Here is a 23,050-nt window from a genome sequence, read left to right as displayed (position 1 = left end):
TGGAGCACAGTCTTCCACAGCCTGGATGATTTACATGGCTCAACAGGGCATATGGGACGGAGATGCAAGTACAGTGCAGAAATTGGTCGACACTTACATGCAAAGCGTTATTGATTACGGTGTAGCATGTTGTCACCACACATGTAAAAACCTTGCTTGGAATGCAGAAATTATTCAGTTAAGTTCTTTAACTCCGGCTCAAAAGCAGAAATACGCCGAAATTCTAGCCCAAGCAACAAACACTGATCCATTATATCAAATGAATGATTCCAGTAGCAATAATGCCCAATCTGGTGATTCAAATAATGGAAATCAAAATGCAAATACTCTAACTAACAATACCTCCCAGGAAAAATCTGACGGATCAGATTCTGGTGGTAAGACCGCATTTGGTGTAGACCCATCCCAAGCGGGCAATGCAAAAGATGCTGCAGATTCTCAAAGTTCAGATGCTTCTTCCGGAGCCAGTGGTTCTAAAGTATATGAACTGTCTGAAAAACAATCAGCTTCCAAATCTGTAAGCACCACTGAATCCAGCATGCCAATATTTGTAATTATTGCCGTACTTGTGTTGATTGCAATATTTTTAGTTGGATATCTTAGAAACGATAGTGATGAATATGATGATTATTAGTTTAATCATCAACTTTTTTTTATTTTTTAGCAATTTTTAAATAGTATACTTTATCAAAAATAATAATATATTAGAAAATTTTTAAAGTCAAGTTTATAAGTCTTTATTAATATTTTTTAAAAGTCAAATTGATGAGGTATAATAATGATTAAAAAAATTAATGTTTTTTTAGTTTTATTGCTGATACTGATATCGATAAGTGCAGTTAGTGCTGTTGATGATGCAAACATGACGGAAACGGTCAGCAGTGAAGCTAATCAAGATACTTTAGACGCGTCTATTGATGATGCTGATGAGTATGCTTCTTCCGGTTTTGAAGATACGATATCTGTCGATGATTCATCTTCAGAACTTTCAGCAGGCAAGTATACAATAACTAGTTCGAATTATAATCAATATTTTGATTCAAAAACTGGTGAATCTTCAAAATTTAAATCAGGAGATACTGTTCAATTGTCAGGAACTTTCTCAAAAACAAAATTCGTTTTCAACAAGACAGTAAACATTGTTGGGGTCTCTAAGAATAATATGAAGGAGTCAACAATCACTTTATTAAGTGGGGCTTCCGGAAGTACCATATCCCAATTGAATATTGTAAATACCAAAAATGAGACTTATGGTATATTTTTAAATTCTGCAAGTGATTGTACTGTTCAGAATTGTGTTATAAAGAATACTGGTAGGGCTTCATATTGTATCTGTCTTGCAAATAATGCTAATTACAATACTGTAAGCAGCAACACTTTAACAACATATGGTGTTACCTATGGCCACAATCAAAGATCCACTCCTCCGTTGGTTCTCAGTGGTTCTCATCACAATACCATTAAGGATAACACTATCGGTGTCGATGATGCTAATGCGATTTACTTGTCAAGTTATGCCGGTGGTCCTTTGATGGGTGGAGAGTCAAATTATAATATAATTTCAAAAAATACAATAAAATATAATGTTTTGCCTACCTCCTGGTCTTGGGGTATTCAGGTGATGGGTAGCAATAATAAGATTCATTCAAACACAATAACCGGGGCATATAGGGGAATTAGTACTGCAGGTTATTCAAACAATATCACATCCAACACTATCAATAAAATCACCGGGGCAGATTATAACAACCCTAAGGTTGAAGTAGGTGGAGAATACGGTATTGTAGCTTCTTATAATTCCTATGTTGCAAATAATAAGATAATTGGAGCTAAAATAATATCTACCGGAGCAGGCATAAGTGCCGCTGACAATTCCATTGTTGAGAAAAATAATGTTGAAGTAACATCAAAAGGTAGGGGAATTGTTGCAAGTGGATATAATATAATCGTTAGAAACAATGTAATTACTACAGACTCTGGTTCAGGTGTTTATCAGAATGGTGATGTCTCAGATTTAGTTGTGAAAAGTAATAATATTACCTCATCATCAGGTGTTGGTGTTCTAGTTGAAAAATTAAGCTCAAAAAGAATGCCTAAAGATGTAACAATCAGTGGAAATACTATTAAAACTGGAAACAAATATGCTATTGATGTTTCAGGTGTTCAAAAAGGCACCGCAGAAATATCTTCAAATAAAATAGTAGGTTCCAGTTTGATAAATTCTCCTAATGGAATTTATGATGCATCCAGACCTACATATGTCTATAAAGGCACCACCCATAAAATTACTCCTAAAAACATTCGCACATACATTAATGATAATGGTGGATTGACTTCTGAAATCAAGGATGGAGATATCTTGTCCTTTGAAGGAATTTTCAGAAATGAAGTAATATATGTAACAAAAGGAGTGAAAATCACAGGTAATAGTCCTAAATTTTATAATTCAACATTCAAAGTAACTTCAGGTAATGTATTGATTGAAAATTTAATAATAGTCAATAATAAAGCAGATAGGGTAAATGCTTGGGGTATTTATGTCAATCAGGCTTCCGGCGTTAAAATAATGAACAATAAAATTAGCGTATGTGATTCCAAAGCGGCTTATGCAATCTATGTATTGGAATCAAGCTATATCGATGTTGTAGATAACACGTTAACTTCTGAAGGGGATTATCTAACTTTCACATTGCTGGCATATTCATGTGAAGACTGTAACTTTACAGACAACACCATCAACACCAAAGGTACAGGAGATGTCTATAACTTTAAAACCGAAAGATGCATTGACGGTAATGAAGTTGTCATAGATGGCGTTCGCTATTGTCTTGACGGCAATGAACTTTTCATTGATGGTAAAAGGTACTGTTTAGACGGTAATGAGATTTGCATCGATGGAATAACCTACTGTGTCGATGGAAACGAAATTTGCATTGATGGAAAAACATATTGCCTTGACTGCAATGAAGTCATTATTGATGGTAAGTCTGTCTGTATTGATGGCAATGAGGTTTTCATTGATGGTAATAAGTTCTGTTTGGACGGTAATGAGGTTTGTATTGATGGTGTAACCTATTGCATTGATGGTAATGAGGTTTGCGTTGACGGTGTAACCTATTGTCTTGATGGTAATGAAGTTATTACTAATGATGGTAAATCTATCTGTATTGATGGTAATGAAGTCTGTATTGATGGTGTGACTTATTGCATTGATGGTAATGAGGTTTGCGTTGACGGTGTGACCTATTGCTTTGATGGTAATGAGGTTTGTGTTGATGGCAAAGAAACTTATTGTTTCGACGGCAATGAAAATCAGGTAAGCGGTGCTCACGTTGTTTCAGAAATCTATCAGACTTATGGAATTTTACTGTTGTACTCATCCAATAACATCATTGATAAAAATACAGTGAATGTCACATCAAAATTATCAAAACAATATCCGACTACTGGCAATGGTGCATCTACAAACTCAATTGTAGGAATTGATTTATACTTCAATACCCATAACAATACCATTTCAAATAATAATGTTATTGTGTCAGGTAAAGACAATTACATTTATGGTATGGGTGTTTTAGGATATTACACCGGTCATTCTGCATCTAAAGGTCAAGGTGCAACAAATAATGTATTTGCTCACAATAAAGTAACTGTTAGTGGCCCTTACTGTGTTGAGGGTATTATTGTGGGTGATGAATCTCAAGACACCCTTATTGAAAGTAATGTAGTAAAAATTAAAAATGGTGCTGCTGTTTATGGTATTTACTTTGAATTGTCCCATAAATCAACTGCTAAAAACAACAATCTAACATTAAGTTCAAAAGAAGTTATTTATGGAATTCAAGGGTATAACTCAAACAGTAATATCATAAGCAACAATATTGTTAAAGCAAATGCTAAGGAAGTATTTGGAGTTATCTTGTCAAATGGTAATGATAATGCAATCACTGATAATACAATTAATGCAAATGGTAACGGTGAAACAGTCACTACCAGAATATTGGATACAATTGCTTCTGGCAATGCAGGAATATATCTCAAAGCCAACTCCACCAATAATCTTGTTGAAAATAATAAGGTCACATCAGCCAAACGTTTTGCTGTGTTGCTTGATAGTGAGGCTATTAATAATATTATTGTCAATAACTATTTGGATTCCGAAAAAGGCATTGGAAATAAGGCGGTATATATTTCTAAAAATAACAATGTCACTGGTAATTATAAATACATAGCTAAACCTAAAACCAGTGAAGTCAATGTTCAATATTTAGAATCTGCAGATATTAAATTAACTTTTGATAGCAGTATTGATGGTGCTTATATAAGCTTTTATGATGTGGATGGAGCATATATAGGTAAATCAAAAGTAACCAAAGGAATAGCTAGTGTGAAATATAAATTTGATAATACTTACGCTCCAGGTGATTATTCCTTTTCAGCAGTATTGTCCAAAACCAACTATAAATCCTCAAATTATGATATTCGTGTGGTTGTGGATAAAGGAGATCTTGTAATTGATGTTTCTAAACCTTCAATCCAACAAGGCAGTACAGGCAAAATTACCGCAACTGTTTTAGATAAGTTTGGAAATCAAGTTAAAGGTCTTAAAGTAGACTTTTATAGAAAGACCTCAGCAAGATATATGTCTATTGGCAGCGCAGTAACCAATGCCAATGGTGTAGCAACACTTAATTATGAGGTGCCGCTTTCCCTAGATGATGGATCTTATGTGATACTCGTAAAAGTAAGTGGAAACAAGAATTATAATGATGCAAACAAGACTTCTACATTGAAAGTCACCAAAAAACCTCTGCTTTCTGGAGGCAAAGATTACTCCGTATATTATGGTAGCACTGTAAAATATAAGGTTCGTGCTCTAACAAAGTATGGAAAGGCGGTTTCCGGAAAATATGTTACATTTTACATTGATGGCCAAAAGGTTAAAAATGTTAAAACCGATAAAAATGGGTATGCCTCTTATTCAGTAAAACTAAAAACAGGAACCCATACTATTAAGGCATCATTCAATGGTTATAGCAAGTCCAATAAAATTACCTTTAAGCCTACCTTAATAGCTAAAAACCTTTCTAAGAAAAAGGCTAAAACTACCAAATTCACTGTTAAATTAGTGAATAAGAATGGTAAGATTCTGAAGGGCAAAAAAGTTACCTTCAAATTTAAAGGTAAGAAGTACACAGCTAAAACCAGCAAAAAAGGTATTGCTACTTTGTCTTTAAAGAATCTAAAAGTTGGCAAGTATTCTGTAACAGCTTCTTATGGTGGCTGCACAATTAAAAAGACAATTAAAATTACTAAATAAGGTTTACTATAAACCTTCATTTTACTTTTTTTTATTTAATTGTAAGGAATATTTTTCAATTTCCACATTTTTTTATTTTTTTATATAGATAACTAAATTCATATTTCCTATTTTTAAAATATCCTTTAATCATCTTGGGTTTATCTTCCTTAATTTCCACATATAATGATAAAACTAATTGTTTTATTTAAGCAATATTCAATTATCTTATAGGTAAGTAATGGTCCAAATTATTGAGTCATGGTAATGCTCAATGGAAAATTAATAAAAATAGGGAGGAAAGTAAATTAGTGAACACTAACTTACTTCATTGCATCTTTGACTCTATCAAAGAGTCCTTTTTCGACATGCTTGATTTCGTCACCACTGATTTCAGCAAACTCTTTAAGCAAGTCTTTTTGTTTTTGATTTAATTTTTTAGGGACAACAACCTTAACGGTCACATAAAGGTTTCCTCTGCCGTTATGCCTAACGGAGTTCATACCTTGGCCCCTTAATTTATAGACCGTATCGCTTTGTGTTCCAGGAGTGATTTTAAATTCAACTTCTTTTCCTTCAATTGTAGGAATGCTAATCAAATCCCCAAGCGCTGCCTGTGGGAAGCTGATTTGCTGGTCTAAGTATAAGTGATCTCCTTCACGGACGAATCTTTTATGTCTTTTCACATGCACAGTAACAATTAAGTCTCCTTCAAGGCCTGCTGCATCACCGCAGTTTCCTTCTCCTGAAACCCTTAAGTGATTTCCTTCATTAACTCCTTCAGGAATTTCGATTTTAATTGTTTTTGTTTTCCTTATACTGCCTCTTCCGTGACATTCTTCACATGGGTCAGTAATGATTTTACCGGTACCTCCACATTCTCTGCATGGTCTCACATTGACCATTTGGCCTAGGAATGTGTTGCTGACTTCTTTTATTTGGCCTGTGCCTCCACAGGTTTTACAGGTTTCAGGGTTTGACCCCGGTTTTGATTTAGACCCATGGCATGTTGGACATAATTCGCTTCTAGTAATCTTGATTTCCTTTTCGCATCCGTTAAATGCTTCTTCTAAAGTAATTGGAACTTCAGTGTAAATGTCTGAACCCCTTTGAGGACCGGTTCTCGCAGCCCTAGATCGACTTCCTCCACCAAAACCGAATATGTCAAATATGTTTCCTATGTCGAATCCTTGGAAAATATCCTCAAAGTTTATGTTTTGGTAGAAGTCTTCTGCAGTAAATCCATCCATTCCTGCATGGCCGAATTTATCATATCTTTCACGTTTTTCATTATCGGACAAGACGGCATAAGCTTCACTAACTTCTTTAAACTTATCTTCAGCATCAGGTTCATCACAAACATCTGGATGGTATTTCCTAGCTAAATTACGATAAGCTTTTTTGATTGTCTTTTCATCAGCAGATTTATCTACTCCAAGAACTTCATAATAATCTCGCTTGTCTGCCATTTGTTCACCTTAAACATAATTTTTTAAAAAAAATAGATAGAAAAAATAATAGTTTTATCTATTGTTAGTTTATTGATTGATTCTGATTTTATTTGTTATATTCCTAACAACACAATAAAACTTAATTATTTAATCTAATCGTCTTTTACTTCATAGTCTGCATCAATTGTGTCATCATCATCGTCTTTAGCACCAGCGTTTGGATCTGCTCCAGCTTGTTGTTGAGCTTGAGCTTCAGCTTGTGCTTGTTGATAAATTTTAGCTCCAATTTCTTGAATAACATTGGATAATTCATCAGACTTTGCTTTAATGGCATCAACATCATCGCCAGCTATAAGTTCTCTTAATTCGGCCACAAGTCCTTCGACTTTTGTTTTTTCATCTTCAGATACTTTATCTTTGAGTTCATCTAAGGTTTTTTCTGAAGTGTAAATTAAGGAGTCTGCATTGTTTCTGATTTCGATTTCTTCTTGTCTTTTTGCATCTGCTTCGGCATTCATTTCTGCTTCTTTAATCTTTTGTTCAATTTCTTCGTCAGACAATTTGGTTGAGGATGTAATGGTAATTGCTTGTTCTTTACCGGTTCCTTTGTCTTTAGCAGTTACATTGATAATACCGTTTGCATCAATATCGAAAGTCACTTCAATTTGAGGAATGCCTCTTGGTGCAGGTGGAATGCCTACAAGTTGGAAACGTCCGAGGGAAGTGTTGTCAGCCGCCATTTTTCTTTCCCCTTGCAACACGTTAATGTCTACAGAAGGCTGGTTGTCTGCGGCAGTGGAAAAGATTTGGCTTTTTTTGGTAGGAATGGTAGTGTTTCTTTCGATTAAAGTGGTTGATACTCCACCTAAGGTTTCGATACCTAAGGATAATGGAGTTACATCTAACAGAACGATGTCTTTAATCTCACCAGCTAATACTCCTCCTTGAATGGCCGCACCCATGGATACACATTCCATTGGGTCAATACCACGTTCGACTGGTTTTCCTATGAATTTTTCAACGTATTTTTGCACGATTGGCATTCTGGTAGGTCCACCAACTAAGATAATTTTATCAATTTCAGATTTGCTCATTTTAGCGTCATCTAATGCTTGTTGCATTGGTTTACCTGATTTTTCTACAATAGGGTCAACTAATTCTTCTAATTTTGCTCTTGTAAGGGAATGGATTAAGTTTTTAGGAGTTCCATCGCTTCCCATTGCAATGAATGGCAAGTTGACTTCGGTTGTAGTGGTGGTGGATAATTCGATCTTTGCTTTTTCAGCAGCTTCTCTTAATCTTTGAACTGCTTGGTCGTTATCCATTAAGTCGATTCCTTCTTTTGCTTTGAATTCATCAGCCAAGTACTTGATTAAGATGTTGTCCATATCGGTACCACCGAGTTGGGTGTCTCCGCTGGTGGATCTTACTTCAAATACTCCTCCACCGAATTCCATGATTGTTACGTCTAAGGTACCTCCACCTAAATCGTAAACCATAATGTTCATGTCATCAGCGTCAGCTTTGTCAAGACCATATGCCAAGCTTGCTGCGGTTGGTTCGTTAACAAGTCTTACGACATCTAATCCTGCGATGGTTCCTGCATCTTTAGTTGCAGTTCTTTGGTTGTCGTCAAAGTAAGCAGGTACGGTAATTACAGCTTTTTGAATTGGTTCTCCTAAGAAGGATTCAGCATCTTTTTTGATTTTTTGCAAGATGAATGCGGAAATTTCTTGTGGAGAGTATTGTTTTCCGTTTACAGTAACCTTGTGGTCGGTACCCATGCTTCTTTTGATAGCACTAATTGTGTTTTCCGGGTTGGTTACTGCTTGTCTTCTTGCCGGTTCGCCTACTAACATTTGACCGTCATCGGTAAATGCTACATAACTTGGGAAAGATTTACCATATTGGCTTGCTCCTTCAGCAGATGGAATTGTGGTTGGTTTTCCAGCCACAAGCACTGATGCTGCGGAGTTACTTGTTCCTAAGTCAATTCCAATGATTTTTTCTTTTTTAGTATCAGACATAATTATCACCTATTTTTTTAATGAATTATTTAATAAACGTTATTTTTTACAAACTATAACTTTTGAATATTTAAGAACTTTATCCTTGTACATGTAGCCTTTCATCAGTTCCTCTATGATATATCCGTTTTCAACATCTTCGGATTCCTGAACCATTAACGCTTCATGTCTGTTCAAGTCAAATTTTTCACCTTTTGCAGGTATTTCCTCTACACCTTCTTTAGTCAAAACATCTTTGAATTTATTATATATGAGTTCGACTCCTTCTCTCAAGTCTTCATCATTTTCAATTTCCAAAGCTCTACCAAAGTCTTCATAACAATCTATAAACTCTTTTATAACATTTTCATTTGCGAATTTTATTAGCTCTTTATTTCTCTTATCGGTAATTTTTTTGAAATTTTCGAAATCTGCTTGAAGTCTTTGTGATAGTGAAATATATTCCTGAGTTTCAGCTTCTTGTTTTTCAAGATCTTCTTTCACTTTTGCCAGCTCTTCATCCTTGAGAGTTAGCTCTTCAAGAAGTTCATCATATTTTTCTTGAATATCTTGAGTTTCAACTTCAGTTTCGCTCTTATTTTCGTCAGTCATATTTGCACCTTTCCTAGGTTTTTTGAAAAACTGTTGTAATAACTCTTCGCCGAGAATTTGAACTTTTGGTTTTTAATATTGGTTATTTGGGAATTTATGGACATATAGGAAAATGGTTCATCAATCAAGAGTTATTACGTCAAGTTTTTCTGAGCCAAATATTAAAGTAACCAAAAGTTATCTTTCTCTTACATTATTATAGTAACAAAAAGTTATATAAAGGTTTCGATATAATGTATAATCATGAGCGAAACAAACGACATTGAAAAAAATGATAAAAATCATAGAAATGTCAATTCTTCTAATGGCCACATAGAAATTAGAGGAAACTATAATGACCAATTGGGAGGGATTGATAAAGAAGACATCCTTGATGTAATGGGTTGCAAGACCAGAAGAGATATTATAAATCTTTTAAGGGAAGAGCCTATGTTCGTAAGTGAAATCTCAAATGAACTGGATATTGGTCAGAAAGCAATTATAGCTCATTTGCGTGCTATGGAAGAGATAGGAATATTGAATTCTTCCTATAAAAAGATTATGAGGGGTCGTCCTCGCAAATATTATGATTTGCAAAATGAAGTCAACATCCATATTACCATTAATAGGAATACCTTTGATGTTAATTTCACAGATGACATGCTCAATACATTGCAACTTCCATCAGGTGATGAATGGTCTAAACTATTAGATATTGAAAAAAGAATAGACAATGGACAACTTGAAGCTATCGATGAGTTGAAAAACCAAATAAGGTTATATGACAATCTCAAGGAAAGGGCAGAATACATTCTTGAGAGGACTTTAAGAAACAGATAACTTTCTTTTTGCCATTGTTCGATGGTTTTTTTAAACCATCTCTTTATAATTTTTTAGCAATGATTGCTTGACCTAAAGACACTGATCCATCTCCAGCACAGGTATTCTTATGCTGGATAAAATTAAAACCATTGCCTTCGATATGATTTTTGACAGTATTTGTAATGGCTTCGTTGTAGAATACGCCACCAGTAGCGCCGATATTTTTAATATTCTTATTTTCACATGCATTAATGGCAAGTTCACTCAATCCGCTGGCAACGGCCTTTTGTCCGGCAGCCGCAACATCAGCCTTTTTTTCACCATTCTGATATAATCGCACGACTTCCCTTAAAATTTCAGTCGTATTCAGTATATTGTCTTCAAGAATCACTGGAATTTCCAAATCCTCAGTTGAATAATATGCTGCAGATTCAAGTTTCATGGAGCATTCGCCTTCATATGTCCTCTCATGACAGATTTCCAAAGCCACAGCCATGGAATCGAGGACTCTTCCGGTACTTGTTGTAATTCCAACATTTATTCCAGCATCAATCTGTTTGAAGATGTTTTTGATTTCCATTTCACCATACTTAAAGTAATTGGAATAATTTTTAATCAAATCTTCATCTTTTAGGATACTTGCAAGCATTCTTGCGGGATATTTTGTTGCAACATCTCCGCCGGGCATCAATTGAGGTTCCAGATGGCCTAATCTTTCAAAGCTTTTGATATCAGTATATAGGATTTCCCCGCCCCAGCTTGTGTTGTCGCTTCCGAAACCTACTCCATCGGCAGCAATCACAACCATCTCCTCAATTGCACTATCGTTTGCAAGTGCTACGGAGTGTGCATGGTGATGCTGTATAGGCATTACTTCAGAGCCATATTTTTCAGCCAATTCATAAGCAAGGCGTGTTGTAAAGAAATGAGGGTGCAAATCACAGGCAATAATGTCAAATTCATTGATTTTGGTGATTCTTTCCATATTTGCAATGGCTTCTCTTAAGAATTTCAATGTTTTTGGTTTATTTGTATTTCCAATATGCTGTGATGGATATGCGATATTGTCTTTAGCTATTGAAAAGGTTACGTCAAGCTCTGGACCTAAAGCAAGCACATTAAAGTCATTTACATCATATTTTATTGTGTACGGTTCGGGAGTGTAGCCTCTGGACCTTCTAATGAATGACAGTTCATCATTTCTAAATCTGATCACGGAATCATCGCATCTGTTTAAAATTTGGCGATTGTGAATTAAGGAATAATCATTTACTCCGTTGATTATTTCCTCATTTCTAATCATCATCGGCTCTCCAGGGATGTTGGCAGAAGTCATGACATATGTGTCAATGTCTCCCTCATCAAAAAGCAGGTAATGCATTGGAGAGTATGGCAGCATCACTCCGATGTTGTGAAGTCCCGGAGATAAGCTATCCGGGAAAGGATAATTGTCTTTTTTCTTTAAGATAACGATTGGCCTTTTGTTTGAAGTAATTGTGTCAATTTCCTTTTCTGTTAGCTGCGCATAGTTTTGAAGGCTTTCAAGGTCTTTGCACATTACTGCAAAAGCTTGATTTGGCCTGTTCAATCTTTTTCTAAGCTCTTTTACGGCTTCGTCATTATATGCATCAACAACCAGATGTGTTCCTCCGATTCCTTTTATGGCTAAAATTTTCCCTTCCTTTAGTTTATCAGCGCCTAATTTTATAGGGTTGTCGGTATTTATTTTACTTGATCCTTCATATATTTCCATTTGGGGGCCACATTCCGCACAGCAGATGGCTTCACCATGGTAACGTCTGTTCAATGGCTCTTTGTATTCAACAAGACAGTCATCGCATAAAGGGAATTCATCCATTGAAGTTCTTATCCTGTCATATGGAACACTTTCAATGACTGTAAATCTTGGTCCGCAATCAGTGCAGGCATTGAATGCGTATTTGTAGCGTCTGTCATTAGGATTTCTAATTTCCTCAAGGCACTTGTCGCAAATTGCAATGTCTGGGGGAATCACACTAATTCCTGAATATGAATCTCCACTTTCGATTATTTCAAAATCAGTATAGTTTTCATCGTCAATGCTTTCTACCTCCATGGAATTGATTTTTGCTATTGGAGGCAATTCTTTTGGAAGTCTATCGACAAATAAATCGGTGTTTTCGCCTTCAACAATGATTTCAACAACATTTCCAAGGTTTCTGACATGCCCTTTTAAGTTGAGTTCGGTGGCAAGCCGATAAACATATGGCCTGAATCCTACACCTTGGACTATTCCTTGAGTTAAAATCTTTAAAGCATTCATTAAATTATAATATTGTAAGTCAAATTTTATATAATTTTATCTTAAATATTATATTATGAAAGAGATTCTTGAAAGTTTGATCAATGGCGAGCTTAATATAGATGAGGCGGAAAAACTCATCAGTGCCAATAACATTTTGGAATTTGAGGACATCGCTAAAATGGATATCAAAAGAAGTGAGAGAACAGGTTTTCCGGAAGCTATCTTTTCACCAAGCAAAGACTATGATGATTTGCTTTTGATAATAAAGAAATACATGCAAACAGATCAAGATAATCTGATTGTTACAAAATTGCCTAAAGACAGATATGAAAGAATTGTAGATGATTTGGGTAGAGATGATTATATTTATGAATACAATAAGAGAGCACAGATATTAATAATTAGAAAAGAGCTCAAAGAAAAGGAAATCATTGCCAAAATCGGAATAATCACTGCGGGCACATCCGATATTAATATTGCTGAAGAGGCACGGGTCATTGTTGAAGAAGGAGGATGCCAAGCCATCACCTCTTATGATATTGGTGTTGCAGGAATTCATAGATTGTTCCCTCAAATTGCACACATGGTCGAGGAGGGCGTTCGGGCATTCATTGTTTGTGCAGGAATGGAAGGCGCACTGCCCTCAGTAGTTGCAGGCCTTGTTGATGTTCCGGTCATAGGCGTTCCGACATCAGTGGGCTATGGTGTTGGTGAAGGTGGAAGGGTTGCTTTGGATGCGATGCTTCAGTCATGTGCCCCTGGAATAGCCGTCGTTAATATTGATAATGGATTTGGTGCGGCCGTATTTGCACTAACAATAGTGAATAGTGATTAATTTGAGATATGAAAATTTCAATCCTCAACTTCATGATACTCATAAGGTAGCGACATATGTTTATGATGTCGACTTTAGAACTTTTGACCTATTATTCAAAAATAAAGAGAAAGCAATATCAACAATAGAGCGTGACTTGAAAAAACATGAAGTTGACAATAACTTTAAAGTAATTTTGGATGATGATGGGAATCTAATTGGCATGTTGATGGCCTACATTTCCAAAATGCCCTATGATTTTAGATTGAAGTCATTAAAATTAATAATCGTTGATATATTGGATTATTTTGTATTATGCGATATTGAAAAGGGAGATTTGTATGTTGCAGAAATAGCCATTGATGATTCTTTAAGGGGCCAAGGTTTGGGCAGGGAAGTTTTGCTTGACGTAATAGAATATGCCAAATCTAAAAATCTGAATAGGGTTATTTTAGATGCTGATTTTAGAAATGTTGGAGCAAAAAAGCTTTATGAAAGAATAGGTTTTAAGGTTTTCAATAAAAAAAGGGTTAAGATAGGAAGTTTTGAAAGGGGAATGCAAAATATGGAACTAATCCTTTAGGGGAATCTCTTTAATTTTGTCATGGACTCTTTGACGATTGTTTCTGTCAGTAAATATGAAGAATTCTTCAATCCTTTCAAGATATTTGTCTTTAGTTCTACAATCATTTTCCAAATATTCAATGATTAAATCAATTAATTCCTCTTCTGTTTTTGCAATTTCCCCAAGGCCCATAGTTTCATAGTCAAAGAAACTTTCATCTAAATCGAAATGGTAATCCGCTTTATATTGATAATATATAACCGGTTTTTTAAGATATGCGAAATCGAATGCTACTGAAGAATAGTCGGTAATCATTATTGATCCATTGTTGAAAAGTGTTTGATAACCTGTTTTATCATAATCGATTTTAACAAAGTCGTTTTCATCAAAAAGGTCAATGTATTCATATACTTTTGGATGAGGCCTAAATATTATCTCATAATTTTTCTCTTGGGCCTTCTCAATTAATCGTTCATTATTTATCAGTGAATTGAATCTTTTGAAAAACTCACTTTCTTTAACATATTCTTTTGATTTATGGTCTAGATTTCTCCTCCAGGATGGCATGATTATGATTTGTTTTTTATCTTCTTGATTTTCAAGGGTATCATACCTAGGCAAGCCCAGCAATTGAACAACATTTTTATCATAATTGTAAGGATATTTAAAAACTGATTCATATTCCCGTGTTGAAGATACTAAAAAGAAAGCCAAATTCATATTTGATTTGTTTAGCCATGAAGAGATATTATCTTTAAGAATGCCGTGCTGTAAAAATAGGGTGTTAGATTTTAAAAGACCTGCAAAAAATGGATATCCTCCCCAGAATGGATAGATAATCTCATTGTCGGGGTGGGAGGTGATGATATTTTCAACGAACATCGCTAAAAATCTATGTTTGATTGATTTATAGGGGATAACTTTACCAATCTTTTTAATTTCATTATAATCTTTATTCTTTGGGTCTAAAATGAAATATCTATCAATACCCTCTTCTTTTTTAACAGAATATTTAAATAAAGCCAATCCGTTATCGTCAGATTCGTTTGGCCGATCCATATAAAACCATATTTTTTTGTTTCTTAAGAATGGATAACTAAGCAAATAAGCTATTCTAAAAGGAATAGCTTTTTCAAAACCATCCTCATGTTGTTTTATCATATGCATTAAACTTTTTAACTCTTGTTTTATCCATTTAAAAGCAGTTTTCTTTTGAATGATGATTTCATCATTTTTCAAAACACTCAAATAATGCTTTGTTTTTGCATAACCCACATATCTTGAGAAATTGCATGGCCTTGAAAAATCAATATGCAGTTTTTTATTTTCTTGTTGGAATTCAAGATTAGATATTTTATTATTAGTCAGCGGAATAGAGGCTTCAATTGAATAATCTTTCAGGTATTTATTATTTAAGCTAATTTTGTCCTTTTGAGGAAATTTCAATTCCTTTTTATCTATTTTTTTTCCATCTACAATGATGTCAATGTTATTGAAGGAGGTAGTTAGTTTGCTGGCTAAAATATTGAGATTATCATTGATGATATCATAATTATCAATAAAAATGGTATTTAATTCAAGTTTTTCTTTTAAATCATCATTTAAAACATAGTCATATTTTAATAAAAATGAGAGTATTTTATGTTCACGGTCGACTAATCTATTGCTTAAGATTACTTCATCATCAATATATCTGATAATTTTAGACAGTTTTGATAAATCCACTTCTTCAAGAGTTTTTTCAATAGTTAAAATCCATCTAAGATGGTTTATTAAATTAAATTGAATAAATTTTGGAATATCTGAAAATTTATTCAAGCATTCCTCTATTAAATTATTAAAATTTACATCAATGAATTCGTTATAATCATTTAAATTAAATTGTATATCTTCAGAGGGGTATACCTTTTCATCGATATTATTTGAAAAATAGGTTCCCTTATTTGTTATTCCCAAATTAGGATTATTTATTAGGATTTTGCTGAAAAGGGAAATGTTTATATTCGGAACATCCAAATACTCTAGATTTTCAAGGGATTCTCTTTTGATGAAAGTGGACAATCCCAATAATTGAACATATTCAGGCTGTTCTAAAAGATTAACCTGTTCTGTTTTTTTGATTTTATAGTTTAAATAATGTTCTTCCCTGTTGTTCTTAAAATAGATTATGGGGATTGTAATCAAATCAACATCTTTATTTTTATCAATGAAATTTAAGACAATTTTGAAAGCATCTTTTGAATAGTAATCATGTGCTTGCAAAAAAGTGATAAAATTTCCAGAAGAATTTTTAATGGCACTATTGAGTGAGCTGGCAAAATCTGAACTTTTTGAGTCGAAGAACTTTATATTGTTCGGATATTTTTCATTATATTCCTTACAGATTCCTTTGGTATTGTCTTCACTGTTATTGTCAACAATAAGTATTTCAATATTCTTCTCAAAAGCATATGTTTGGTTAATAATCGAATCAATGGATTTTTTAAGACCTAATTCTGAATTTTGAGTAGGAATAATTACTGAAAAGCCAAATTTTTTCATTTCATCACTTAATTTAGTCTTGTGCTTGTTTGAAATCTGGGGCGATCGTAGTAACCATGAATTTTAGGTCTTTATTCAAATCATTTTCGTTAGGATAACCTTCAAATTTAATAGCAAATGTATGTCCGCTGGAATATATGTAAGCTATTGACACATTTTTCAAGTCATTTGTGTAATTTTCCAAATCACTTTTATAAATAGTAATATTGCCTGCATTCAATGTTGAATTTTTAAGAAGATGGATGTTTGAAGTTTCGCTTAATGAGTTAATCTCTCTATTAAATGTTTCATAAGCCAAATCTCCTTTACCTATATCTTCAATGTGTATTTTCCTGTTGTCTTTTTTATCAATTAAATCAACACTATCTTTATCACTGTCTGCAATTGTAAAATCGTCCGGTAGTGTTATTACAGATTTGTTAACTACGGTTATAGCATCTCCAACAGTGGTTGATGATTCCGCAACAGTAAATGTCCAATAACCACCAACAACCAATATTATTAATATTAAAATCCATCGTTTATCCATTTTAAAACCTTATTTTATTTTTTTGCATGCTTGACGTAAGCATCACAAACTTTTCTAGTTTCACCTTCCATGTATACTCGCCCATTTTCAAGCCAAATGCATCTGTCACAGATTTGCCTGATTTGGTTTATAGAATGAGAAACAAGCAGAACTGTCACTCCTTCTTTCATCATTGATCTGATTTTCTCAGAACTTTTTTTTCTAAATTTAATATCTCCAACTGCTAAAATCTCATCAATGATTAAGATTTCCGGGTTAACTAGTGTAGCTATTGAAAAACCTAGCTTAGCCCTCATACCTTTAGAATAATTTTTTACAGGATAATTAATGTGTTCTCCAAGTTCGGAGAATTCTACAATCTCATCATATTTTTCTTTAATGAAATTTTCATCCATACTTAATAGAGCACCATTTAGGAAAACATTATTTTTTCCGGTGTAATTCTTATCAAAGCCCGCACTTATCTCTAGTAAGGGAGCTATTTTTCCATTAATCTTTATTTCGCCCTCAGTTGGTTCATAAATGCCGGCAATAATCCTTAAAAGAGTACTTTTTCCAGCACCGTTAAATCCTAAAATACCAACCCGTTCTCCCTTATAAATCTTAAAGGATACGTCATCAAGGATTCTGATTTTTTCATGCTGATTTTTGTTTCGTTTTATTGTTCGGATTACGTATTCTTTCAATGTATCAATTTTATCTTTTGATACTTTAAATTCCATTGCAAGATGATTGACTTCAATCATCACATCCCTATCAATGTTCCTTGTCTTAATCTCCAATTTGGACTTTTTAGTAACAGGAGAATATTGATCATTTCCTTCAAATGTAGTTGTTATAGTGTAAGTGTCAGGTGGAAGCTGCAAATCTAATCTGATAAACCCTTCTCTATCAGTTATTCCTTCGTAAGTAACATTATTTACATTAACTCTAAGTTTTTCAAAAATCAGAGGATTATCAAGATGGTCAAGCAACCTGATACAATAATCCGGTTCGTCTTTTGAAAATATAATCATATTTGGAGCGTATATCTTGGCATTTTCTTCTGATTCTTCAAAAATATCTACATCTGCCGGCATTATTAGTTTAGCTCTTATTCTAGGACAGTAATCTTCATCTGGAGGATAATATACTTCAATTTCTTTTCTATTGCGGACAGGAGATATATGTAGCTTTGCATAACCGTTTTCATCAGTTATCTTTTCAAATGTTTTTCCGTTTAATTCTAAAACAACGGCCTCATTTTGAATAGGATTATTTGCACTATCTAAGATTTGCACATGATATTTATCTTTTTTATTCATCACATAATCCGGAGCATAAATTTTAATATTCTTAAATCTATTATGGTTATATTTGGGATCATATGGAGCTGTTTCCAAAGCTTTTTGTTTAGGCTTACGTCCGAATATATTTTTTATTTTTGTAATTAAACTCATGATAAAACCTTATATTTCTAATACTAATTTATTTTCATAAATTTTAAATAAGCATATTCCGATTCCTAATGTAGTTATGGAAAATGCGGCTAAATAAAGTAATGTAGATGAATTTGGAATTATTCCATAACTTATACATTCTCTAAAGCAAGTAATTGCTGAATAAACTGGGTTTAATGTGAATATTTTTTGAACGAGAGGCGGAACAATTTCCATAGGATAGAATAATGCAGAGGCATACATTAATACAAGAGTAAATACATTGTATAAATGCCCGATATCTGTGAAATATGTGTTGCAGACAGCTAAAATTAATCCAACACCGAATATCAGGAATAATAAGAACAGTATAGGTATAACTGCTAGAATTATAGTCCAATGGAATGTTGCGCCGGTGATTACCATTACTCCAAATAGAATCACGAATGATATTAAAAAATTAATAAATTCATAACATATGGTACTTATTGAAAACATATATTTTGGCACATAAATCTTCTTTAATATGTTACCGTTTCTTTTGATAGATCTCATAGCACCTTTGGTTGCTGTATTAAAGAAATCAAATATTATTCTACCTGATAAGAAATAAACTGGATAATTTTCAATTTGACGGCCGAATAACATTGAAAAAATTGCAGTAAATACTAACATGATTAAAAGAGGATTGAAAAAACTCCAAAGTATACCCAATACGGAATCTTTATATTTTGAAGTCAAATCCCTTTTAACTAATTCCTTTAATAAAAATTTTTTTTCAGAGAACGTATCAAACATTTTTCTAACCTATTTAAATTATATATTTCATTGACCATAAATTATTTTCGTCTTCTTTCAAATTCCTCGAAAACTTCATCAAGGCTTACTCCTTTGTATGCAAGTAATAATAATGTGTGGAATATTAAATCAACAGATTCATAAATTAAATTTTCATCATTTTTAGATGCAATAATTACTTCTCCGGATTCTTCGGCAATTTTTTCAAGAATCTTATCTTCCGCTTTTTTATCGCTGTCTTGCATGATGTTGGATGTATATGAATCAATAGGATTGTCACGACGTGATTCTAGAACTTCATAAACTTCCCTTATAATTTCATCACTCATGTAATCATTCCTCTTTTCTTTCTTGTTCTTGAAGACTTTCGGTAAGTGCAATTAAAGGGTGTTTGTCATCATCAATGATTTCAATATCATCAAATGTTTTTATTCCAGCTTTGTCTGCTGTTTTTTCCATACCCAATTTGATATCCTGTCCTAAGTCAATAACATATGAATCTACTGTGGCATAACCTTGTTTTGATGAAGCCACTGCCCTATGGTGTCCATCAACTAGAATCCATCTGTCACCAGTTTTTACAACAATTGCCGGTTCGGCCAATCCTCTTTTCAGTTCATAGGTTCTTCCTTCGAGTTCATCAGCATAAACTCTGTCTTGTGTAGGGCGTAATTTATTTGTATCAACACGCATGTGTCTTAATGTAGTTTTGATTCCGTATAACTGTTCTAATGTCTTTTTGAAATACTCCACTTTATTTGGTGTTGATCTTTCAATATGTGATCGAACCATATCAGTATTTGTAATGATTCCAACTAGTTTCCCATCTTCATTAACAACTGGCATTCTTGAGATTCCTCTTCTAAACATCACTCTGGATGCGTCATTAATGGATAGTTCTTGATTGGCAACTACTAGTTGAGTACTCATTAATCCTCTGACATTATCAGCCCATTCTTTGGACACAATATCAAATGCAGTAACCATTCCAACAAGTTTGTCGTTTTCGACTACAGGATAACTGTTGTGGCGACTTTTTCTCATTAATTCAATAACTTCTTCAGTTGAAGTATCTGGGGAAACACTAATAACATCCTTTGTCATATAATCTTTAACATAAGATTTTTTTTCTCCCATTGTGTTTCCTCCCTATTCAATGTTTTCTTTTAAGAGTTTAACAGTTTCTCCAGGATCAGCTTTTCCACGGGTTATTCTCATTACTTGACCTACTAAGAAGTTAATAGAAGCTTTCTGACCAGCTAAATAATCTTCAACAGCTTTTGGATTTTCATCAATCGCTTGTTTTACTGCTGCAAGCACTTCATCATCTTTGACAACACCAAGCAATCCTAATTCTTCAGCAATTTCTTTTGGGGATTTATCGTTATTTGGCATCTGTTCAATGATTCTTTGGCCAGCTTTAACGGTAATTTCCTTTTCTTGAAGCATATTAAAGAGTTCAACTAAATTTTCAACTGTAATGCCGCTATCTGCAAAGTCGATTTTATTGTAAGATAAGACTCTCTTAAGTTCATCTCTCATCCATTTGGCTGCAAATTTAGGGTCAATTTCTTTTACAACTTCTTCATAAGCAATAGCCAAATCAAGTTCGGATGTTAAAACTTTTGCAGACTCGTCATCAATACCATAATCGGCTACAAATCTTTTCACTTTATTGTGAGGTGCTTCCGGCATGGTATCTAGAATTCTTTGGATAGTATCATCGGAAATTTTCATTGGTGGCAAATCAGGATCTGTGATGAATCTATAATCGTCGGCATCTTCTTTTAGCCTCATTCCCACAGTAATCATTTGTGATTCTAGATAAGCACGAGTTTCTTGTTTGACTTCAATTCCTCTTTTAGCGAGGTTTTTTTGCCTCACGAGTTCGAATTTCAAAGCTTTATATGCTCCTTTAATGGAGTTTATGTTTTTCATTTCCACCCTGTTTCCTCCATTAATGGAAATGTTAACATCGGCTCTCATTGTTCCTTCACCACGAGCAGCTCCACTATATTGCAAGACACGGATTAATTCTTTCAGGAAATTCCTTGCTTCTTCAGGAGATTTAATGTCGGGTTCGGTTACAATTTCAACTAAAGGGATTCCAGAACGGTTGAAATTCACATAACCTCTGTCAGGGTTATATTGGCCTGGGTCTTCTTCAGCGTGTATCTCTCTTATTCTGACGCCGTTTAGTTCGCCTTTAATTCCAATTGGAACTGAAGTTCTTTGATAACCTGATGGAAGGTCAGGATAATCGTAATGTTTTCTCATAAAGTAAATTACATCTTTATCAATTTCACAGTTAAGCATTAAAGCAATCATTAATGCATTCTCCAATGCTTTTTTATTTGTTGGATGCGGTTTGGCACCAGGTTGATTCAAACAAACTGGACAGATGTTTGTATTGGCTGGTGCGTCCTGATAATTAGTAGGACAACCGCAGAATAATTTTGAATCAGTTTCTAATTGCACGTGGATTTCAAGTCCACACATCATATCGACATCGTCGCTAATAATAATTCCTCCACATTGATAATTTTCAATAATTTATATTATAATTATATTTAGTAAATTAGATTTATAAAGATTGTTAAAAATAGTTGTTTTTTTGGAAGTATTTTAAAAATAAATCATAATATTCTTTCTAATAATCTATTTTTTTAGGCATGTTAATATTTATTTTTCAAGGATTCTTTTACATATCTTTTAATGAATTTGTCTAACTCGGGTGAAAATTCACTTTTTTCTTCACCTAACATGGATTTATCCGTAAAGGTTCCTTTAAGTTGACGACCTGTCCATTTAACTTCTTCTTCAACTCTTTTGCCGTATTTTGTTCCAAACATTTTGAACAATGGGAATTTTGTTATTCCATTTGCACCACTTAAAATTAGTATTCCAATGTTTGCCAGGTTATCTATCCATGTTCCGCAGATTATTTCAATATCTGGGAAAGCTAATCTAACTTGGGCCACGACTTGCGCATAGTATAGTGAAGCGGGTTGTGATGAGTTTGCATATACAGTTTCTTTATGGGGATTTAATGAGTAAAATATGACTCTATCAATATTATGGGCTTTAATATAATCTATGATGTAGTCAACATCGTCCAATGTCTCTCCAAGTCCAAGTATTATGGTTATGGCTTTTTTAAATCCCAAATCTCCTGCCACATCTAACATACTGCTTATATCATCCAATTTTTTTGAAGGGCAAACTCTTTCATGGATTTGGGGATTTGCTACTTCAACGGCTCCTGTGATTCCCTTGATTTCAGATCCATATTCATTTAATTCATCTGTGATTCCTGTATTCAACCAAACACCATCACCTGTAATTGTTTTTATTGTTGTTGCTATTTCTTTTATCTCTTGGGTTGTAAAGGATTTATATCCGCCAGATAAAAATTCAATATTCCAATTGAGGCGTTTGCACATTTCTGCTTCAGCATAAATGTTGCTGATGTTTCTTCTTGCTTTTGTTGGATCTTTTATTTTTTCTTTTTGTGTAGACATGTAACAGAATGCACAGTCTCCCTTATCGCACCACCAGGATAGAAATACTGCTCTTTCAAGTGTGACTAGATTGCCATGTCTTTTTAGGGTAATCTCATTAGCTTTTTTAATCAAGTCAAATATGTTGGAATCCATGTAGTTATATATGGTCTTAAACTTTATATATTACTTTGTGGAAATTATTTTGTTGATTTACTTAATTTTTGCATAATTTTAGGAAATACCAAAACCTTTATATATTATGGGATATAAACCATTTATTACTGTTTAAAGTCTTTTGATTTTTAAACATGGGTTTTATTTGGTTAAGTGAGATGGGTGTCATATGCCGTCGTAGCTCAGTAGGTAGAGCGTTCGGCTGTTAACCGATTGGTCACAGGTTCGAGCCCTGTCGACGGCGCTTTTGGGCCC

16 protein-coding genes, 1 tRNA gene and 1 pseudogene are annotated in these 23,050 nt (G+C 33.8%); 6 read left to right on the top strand and 12 right to left on the bottom strand.

Annotated elements, in window-relative coordinates:
- Both ACJMLD_RS07670 and ACJMLD_RS07665 read left to right on the top strand, forming a co-directional pair.
- A pseudogene (locus ACJMLD_RS07670) lies at positions 1-634 on the top strand (cobalamin biosynthesis protein CobN); the annotation flags it as partial.
- Positions 635-778: 144 nt separating this feature from the next.
- Entirely contained in the window at positions 779-5,320 is a 4,542-nt protein-coding gene (locus tag ACJMLD_RS07665; RefSeq protein ID WP_405270141.1) for a right-handed parallel beta-helix repeat-containing protein, read from the top strand.
- A 302-nt stretch (positions 5,321-5,622) separates the two neighbouring features.
- On the opposite strand, the gene dnaJ is transcribed toward ACJMLD_RS07665, so the two are convergent.
- The 3 genes from dnaJ to grpE form a co-directional block, all read right to left on the bottom strand.
- Positions 5,623-6,768 (bottom strand): molecular chaperone DnaJ, encoded by a 1,146-nt coding sequence (dnaJ, locus tag ACJMLD_RS07660; protein WP_405270138.1) that lies wholly within the window; start codon positions 6,766-6,768, stop codon positions 5,623-5,625.
- Between the two features lie 134 nt (positions 6,769-6,902).
- On the bottom strand, positions 6,903-8,777 hold the full coding sequence (gene dnaK, locus ACJMLD_RS07655; RefSeq protein ID WP_405270135.1) for a molecular chaperone DnaK: 1,875 nt from the start codon (positions 8,775-8,777) through the stop codon (positions 6,903-6,905).
- A 39-nt stretch (positions 8,778-8,816) separates the two neighbouring features.
- Positions 8,817-9,368 carry a nucleotide exchange factor GrpE gene (gene grpE / locus ACJMLD_RS07650; protein ID WP_405270132.1) on the bottom strand — a complete coding sequence of 184 codons (552 nt, stop codon included), beginning with the start codon at positions 9,366-9,368 and terminating at the stop codon, positions 8,817-8,819.
- A gap of 243 nt (positions 9,369-9,611) precedes the next feature.
- Between grpE and ACJMLD_RS07645 the strand changes: the two genes are divergently transcribed.
- Positions 9,612-10,187, top strand: coding sequence for an ArsR/SmtB family transcription factor (locus ACJMLD_RS07645; RefSeq protein ID WP_405270129.1), 576 nt, complete (start codon positions 9,612-9,614; stop codon positions 10,185-10,187).
- Positions 10,188-10,230: 43 nt separating this feature from the next.
- On the opposite strand, the gene hypF is transcribed toward ACJMLD_RS07645, so the two are convergent.
- Entirely contained in the window at positions 10,231-12,471 is a 2,241-nt protein-coding gene (gene hypF, locus ACJMLD_RS07640) for a carbamoyltransferase HypF (RefSeq protein ID WP_405270126.1), read from the bottom strand.
- A gap of 55 nt (positions 12,472-12,526) precedes the next feature.
- Here hypF and larB point away from each other — a divergent pair, with 55 nt between their 5' ends.
- Both larB and ACJMLD_RS07630 read left to right on the top strand, forming a co-directional pair.
- Positions 12,527-13,288, top strand: a complete 762-nt coding sequence (gene larB, locus ACJMLD_RS07635) for a nickel pincer cofactor biosynthesis protein LarB (protein WP_405270123.1) — start codon at positions 12,527-12,529, stop codon at positions 13,286-13,288.
- A 1-nt stretch (position 13,289) separates the two neighbouring features.
- The gene (locus ACJMLD_RS07630; RefSeq protein WP_405270120.1) at positions 13,290-13,850 is read left to right on the top strand and encodes a GNAT family N-acetyltransferase; all 561 of its coding nucleotides are present in this window, start codon (positions 13,290-13,292) and stop codon (positions 13,848-13,850) included.
- Here ACJMLD_RS07630 and ACJMLD_RS07625 read toward each other — a convergent pair.
- The 8 genes from ACJMLD_RS07625 to ACJMLD_RS07590 all read right to left on the bottom strand — a co-directional run bounded on the left by ACJMLD_RS07625 (position 13,839) and on the right by ACJMLD_RS07590 (position 22,774).
- On the bottom strand, positions 13,839-16,373 hold the full coding sequence (locus ACJMLD_RS07625) for a CDP-glycerol:glycerophosphate glycerophosphotransferase (protein WP_405270117.1): 2,535 nt from the start codon (positions 16,371-16,373) through the stop codon (positions 13,839-13,841). The genes ACJMLD_RS07630 and ACJMLD_RS07625 overlap by 12 nt on opposite strands.
- Before the next feature lie 13 nt (positions 16,374-16,386).
- Positions 16,387-16,902: a hypothetical protein gene (locus tag ACJMLD_RS07620; RefSeq protein WP_405270115.1), complete on the bottom strand. Its 516-nt coding sequence runs from the start codon at positions 16,900-16,902 to the stop codon at positions 16,387-16,389.
- Positions 16,903-16,916: 14 nt separating this feature from the next.
- Positions 16,917-18,341: an ABC transporter ATP-binding protein gene (locus ACJMLD_RS07615; protein WP_405270112.1), complete on the bottom strand. Its 1,425-nt coding sequence runs from the start codon at positions 18,339-18,341 to the stop codon at positions 16,917-16,919.
- Positions 18,342-18,350: 9 nt separating this feature from the next.
- Positions 18,351-19,118 carry an ABC transporter permease gene (locus tag ACJMLD_RS07610; protein ID WP_405270109.1) on the bottom strand — a complete coding sequence of 256 codons (768 nt, stop codon included), beginning with the start codon at positions 19,116-19,118 and terminating at the stop codon, positions 18,351-18,353.
- Positions 19,119-19,159: 41 nt separating this feature from the next.
- Entirely contained in the window at positions 19,160-19,447 is a 288-nt protein-coding gene (gene hisE / locus ACJMLD_RS07605; RefSeq protein WP_405270106.1) for a phosphoribosyl-ATP diphosphatase, read from the bottom strand.
- Positions 19,448-19,451: 4 nt separating this feature from the next.
- A complete protein-coding gene (locus ACJMLD_RS07600; protein ID WP_405270103.1) occupies positions 19,452-20,255 on the bottom strand; it encodes a CBS domain-containing ParB/RepB/Spo0J family partition protein in 804 nt (267 codons plus the stop codon).
- Between the two features lie 12 nt (positions 20,256-20,267).
- The gene (gatB, locus tag ACJMLD_RS07595) at positions 20,268-21,620 is read right to left on the bottom strand and encodes an Asp-tRNA(Asn)/Glu-tRNA(Gln) amidotransferase subunit GatB (protein WP_405270100.1); all 1,353 of its coding nucleotides are present in this window, start codon (positions 21,618-21,620) and stop codon (positions 20,268-20,270) included.
- A 173-nt stretch (positions 21,621-21,793) separates the two neighbouring features.
- Positions 21,794-22,774, bottom strand: coding sequence for a radical SAM protein (locus tag ACJMLD_RS07590; protein WP_405270097.1), 981 nt, complete (start codon positions 22,772-22,774; stop codon positions 21,794-21,796).
- 192 nt (positions 22,775-22,966) lie between these two features.
- Here ACJMLD_RS07590 and ACJMLD_RS07585 point away from each other — a divergent pair.
- A tRNA-Asn gene (locus ACJMLD_RS07585) sits at positions 22,967-23,039 on the top strand.
- Positions 23,040-23,050 lie beyond the last annotated feature (11 nt).

It is taken from the genome of Methanobrevibacter sp., assembly GCF_045112895.1.
In the GTDB taxonomy this organism is placed as follows: domain Archaea; phylum Methanobacteriota; class Methanobacteria; order Methanobacteriales; family Methanobacteriaceae; genus Methanocatella.
This window is presented reverse-complemented; position numbering and strand designations above follow the sequence as displayed.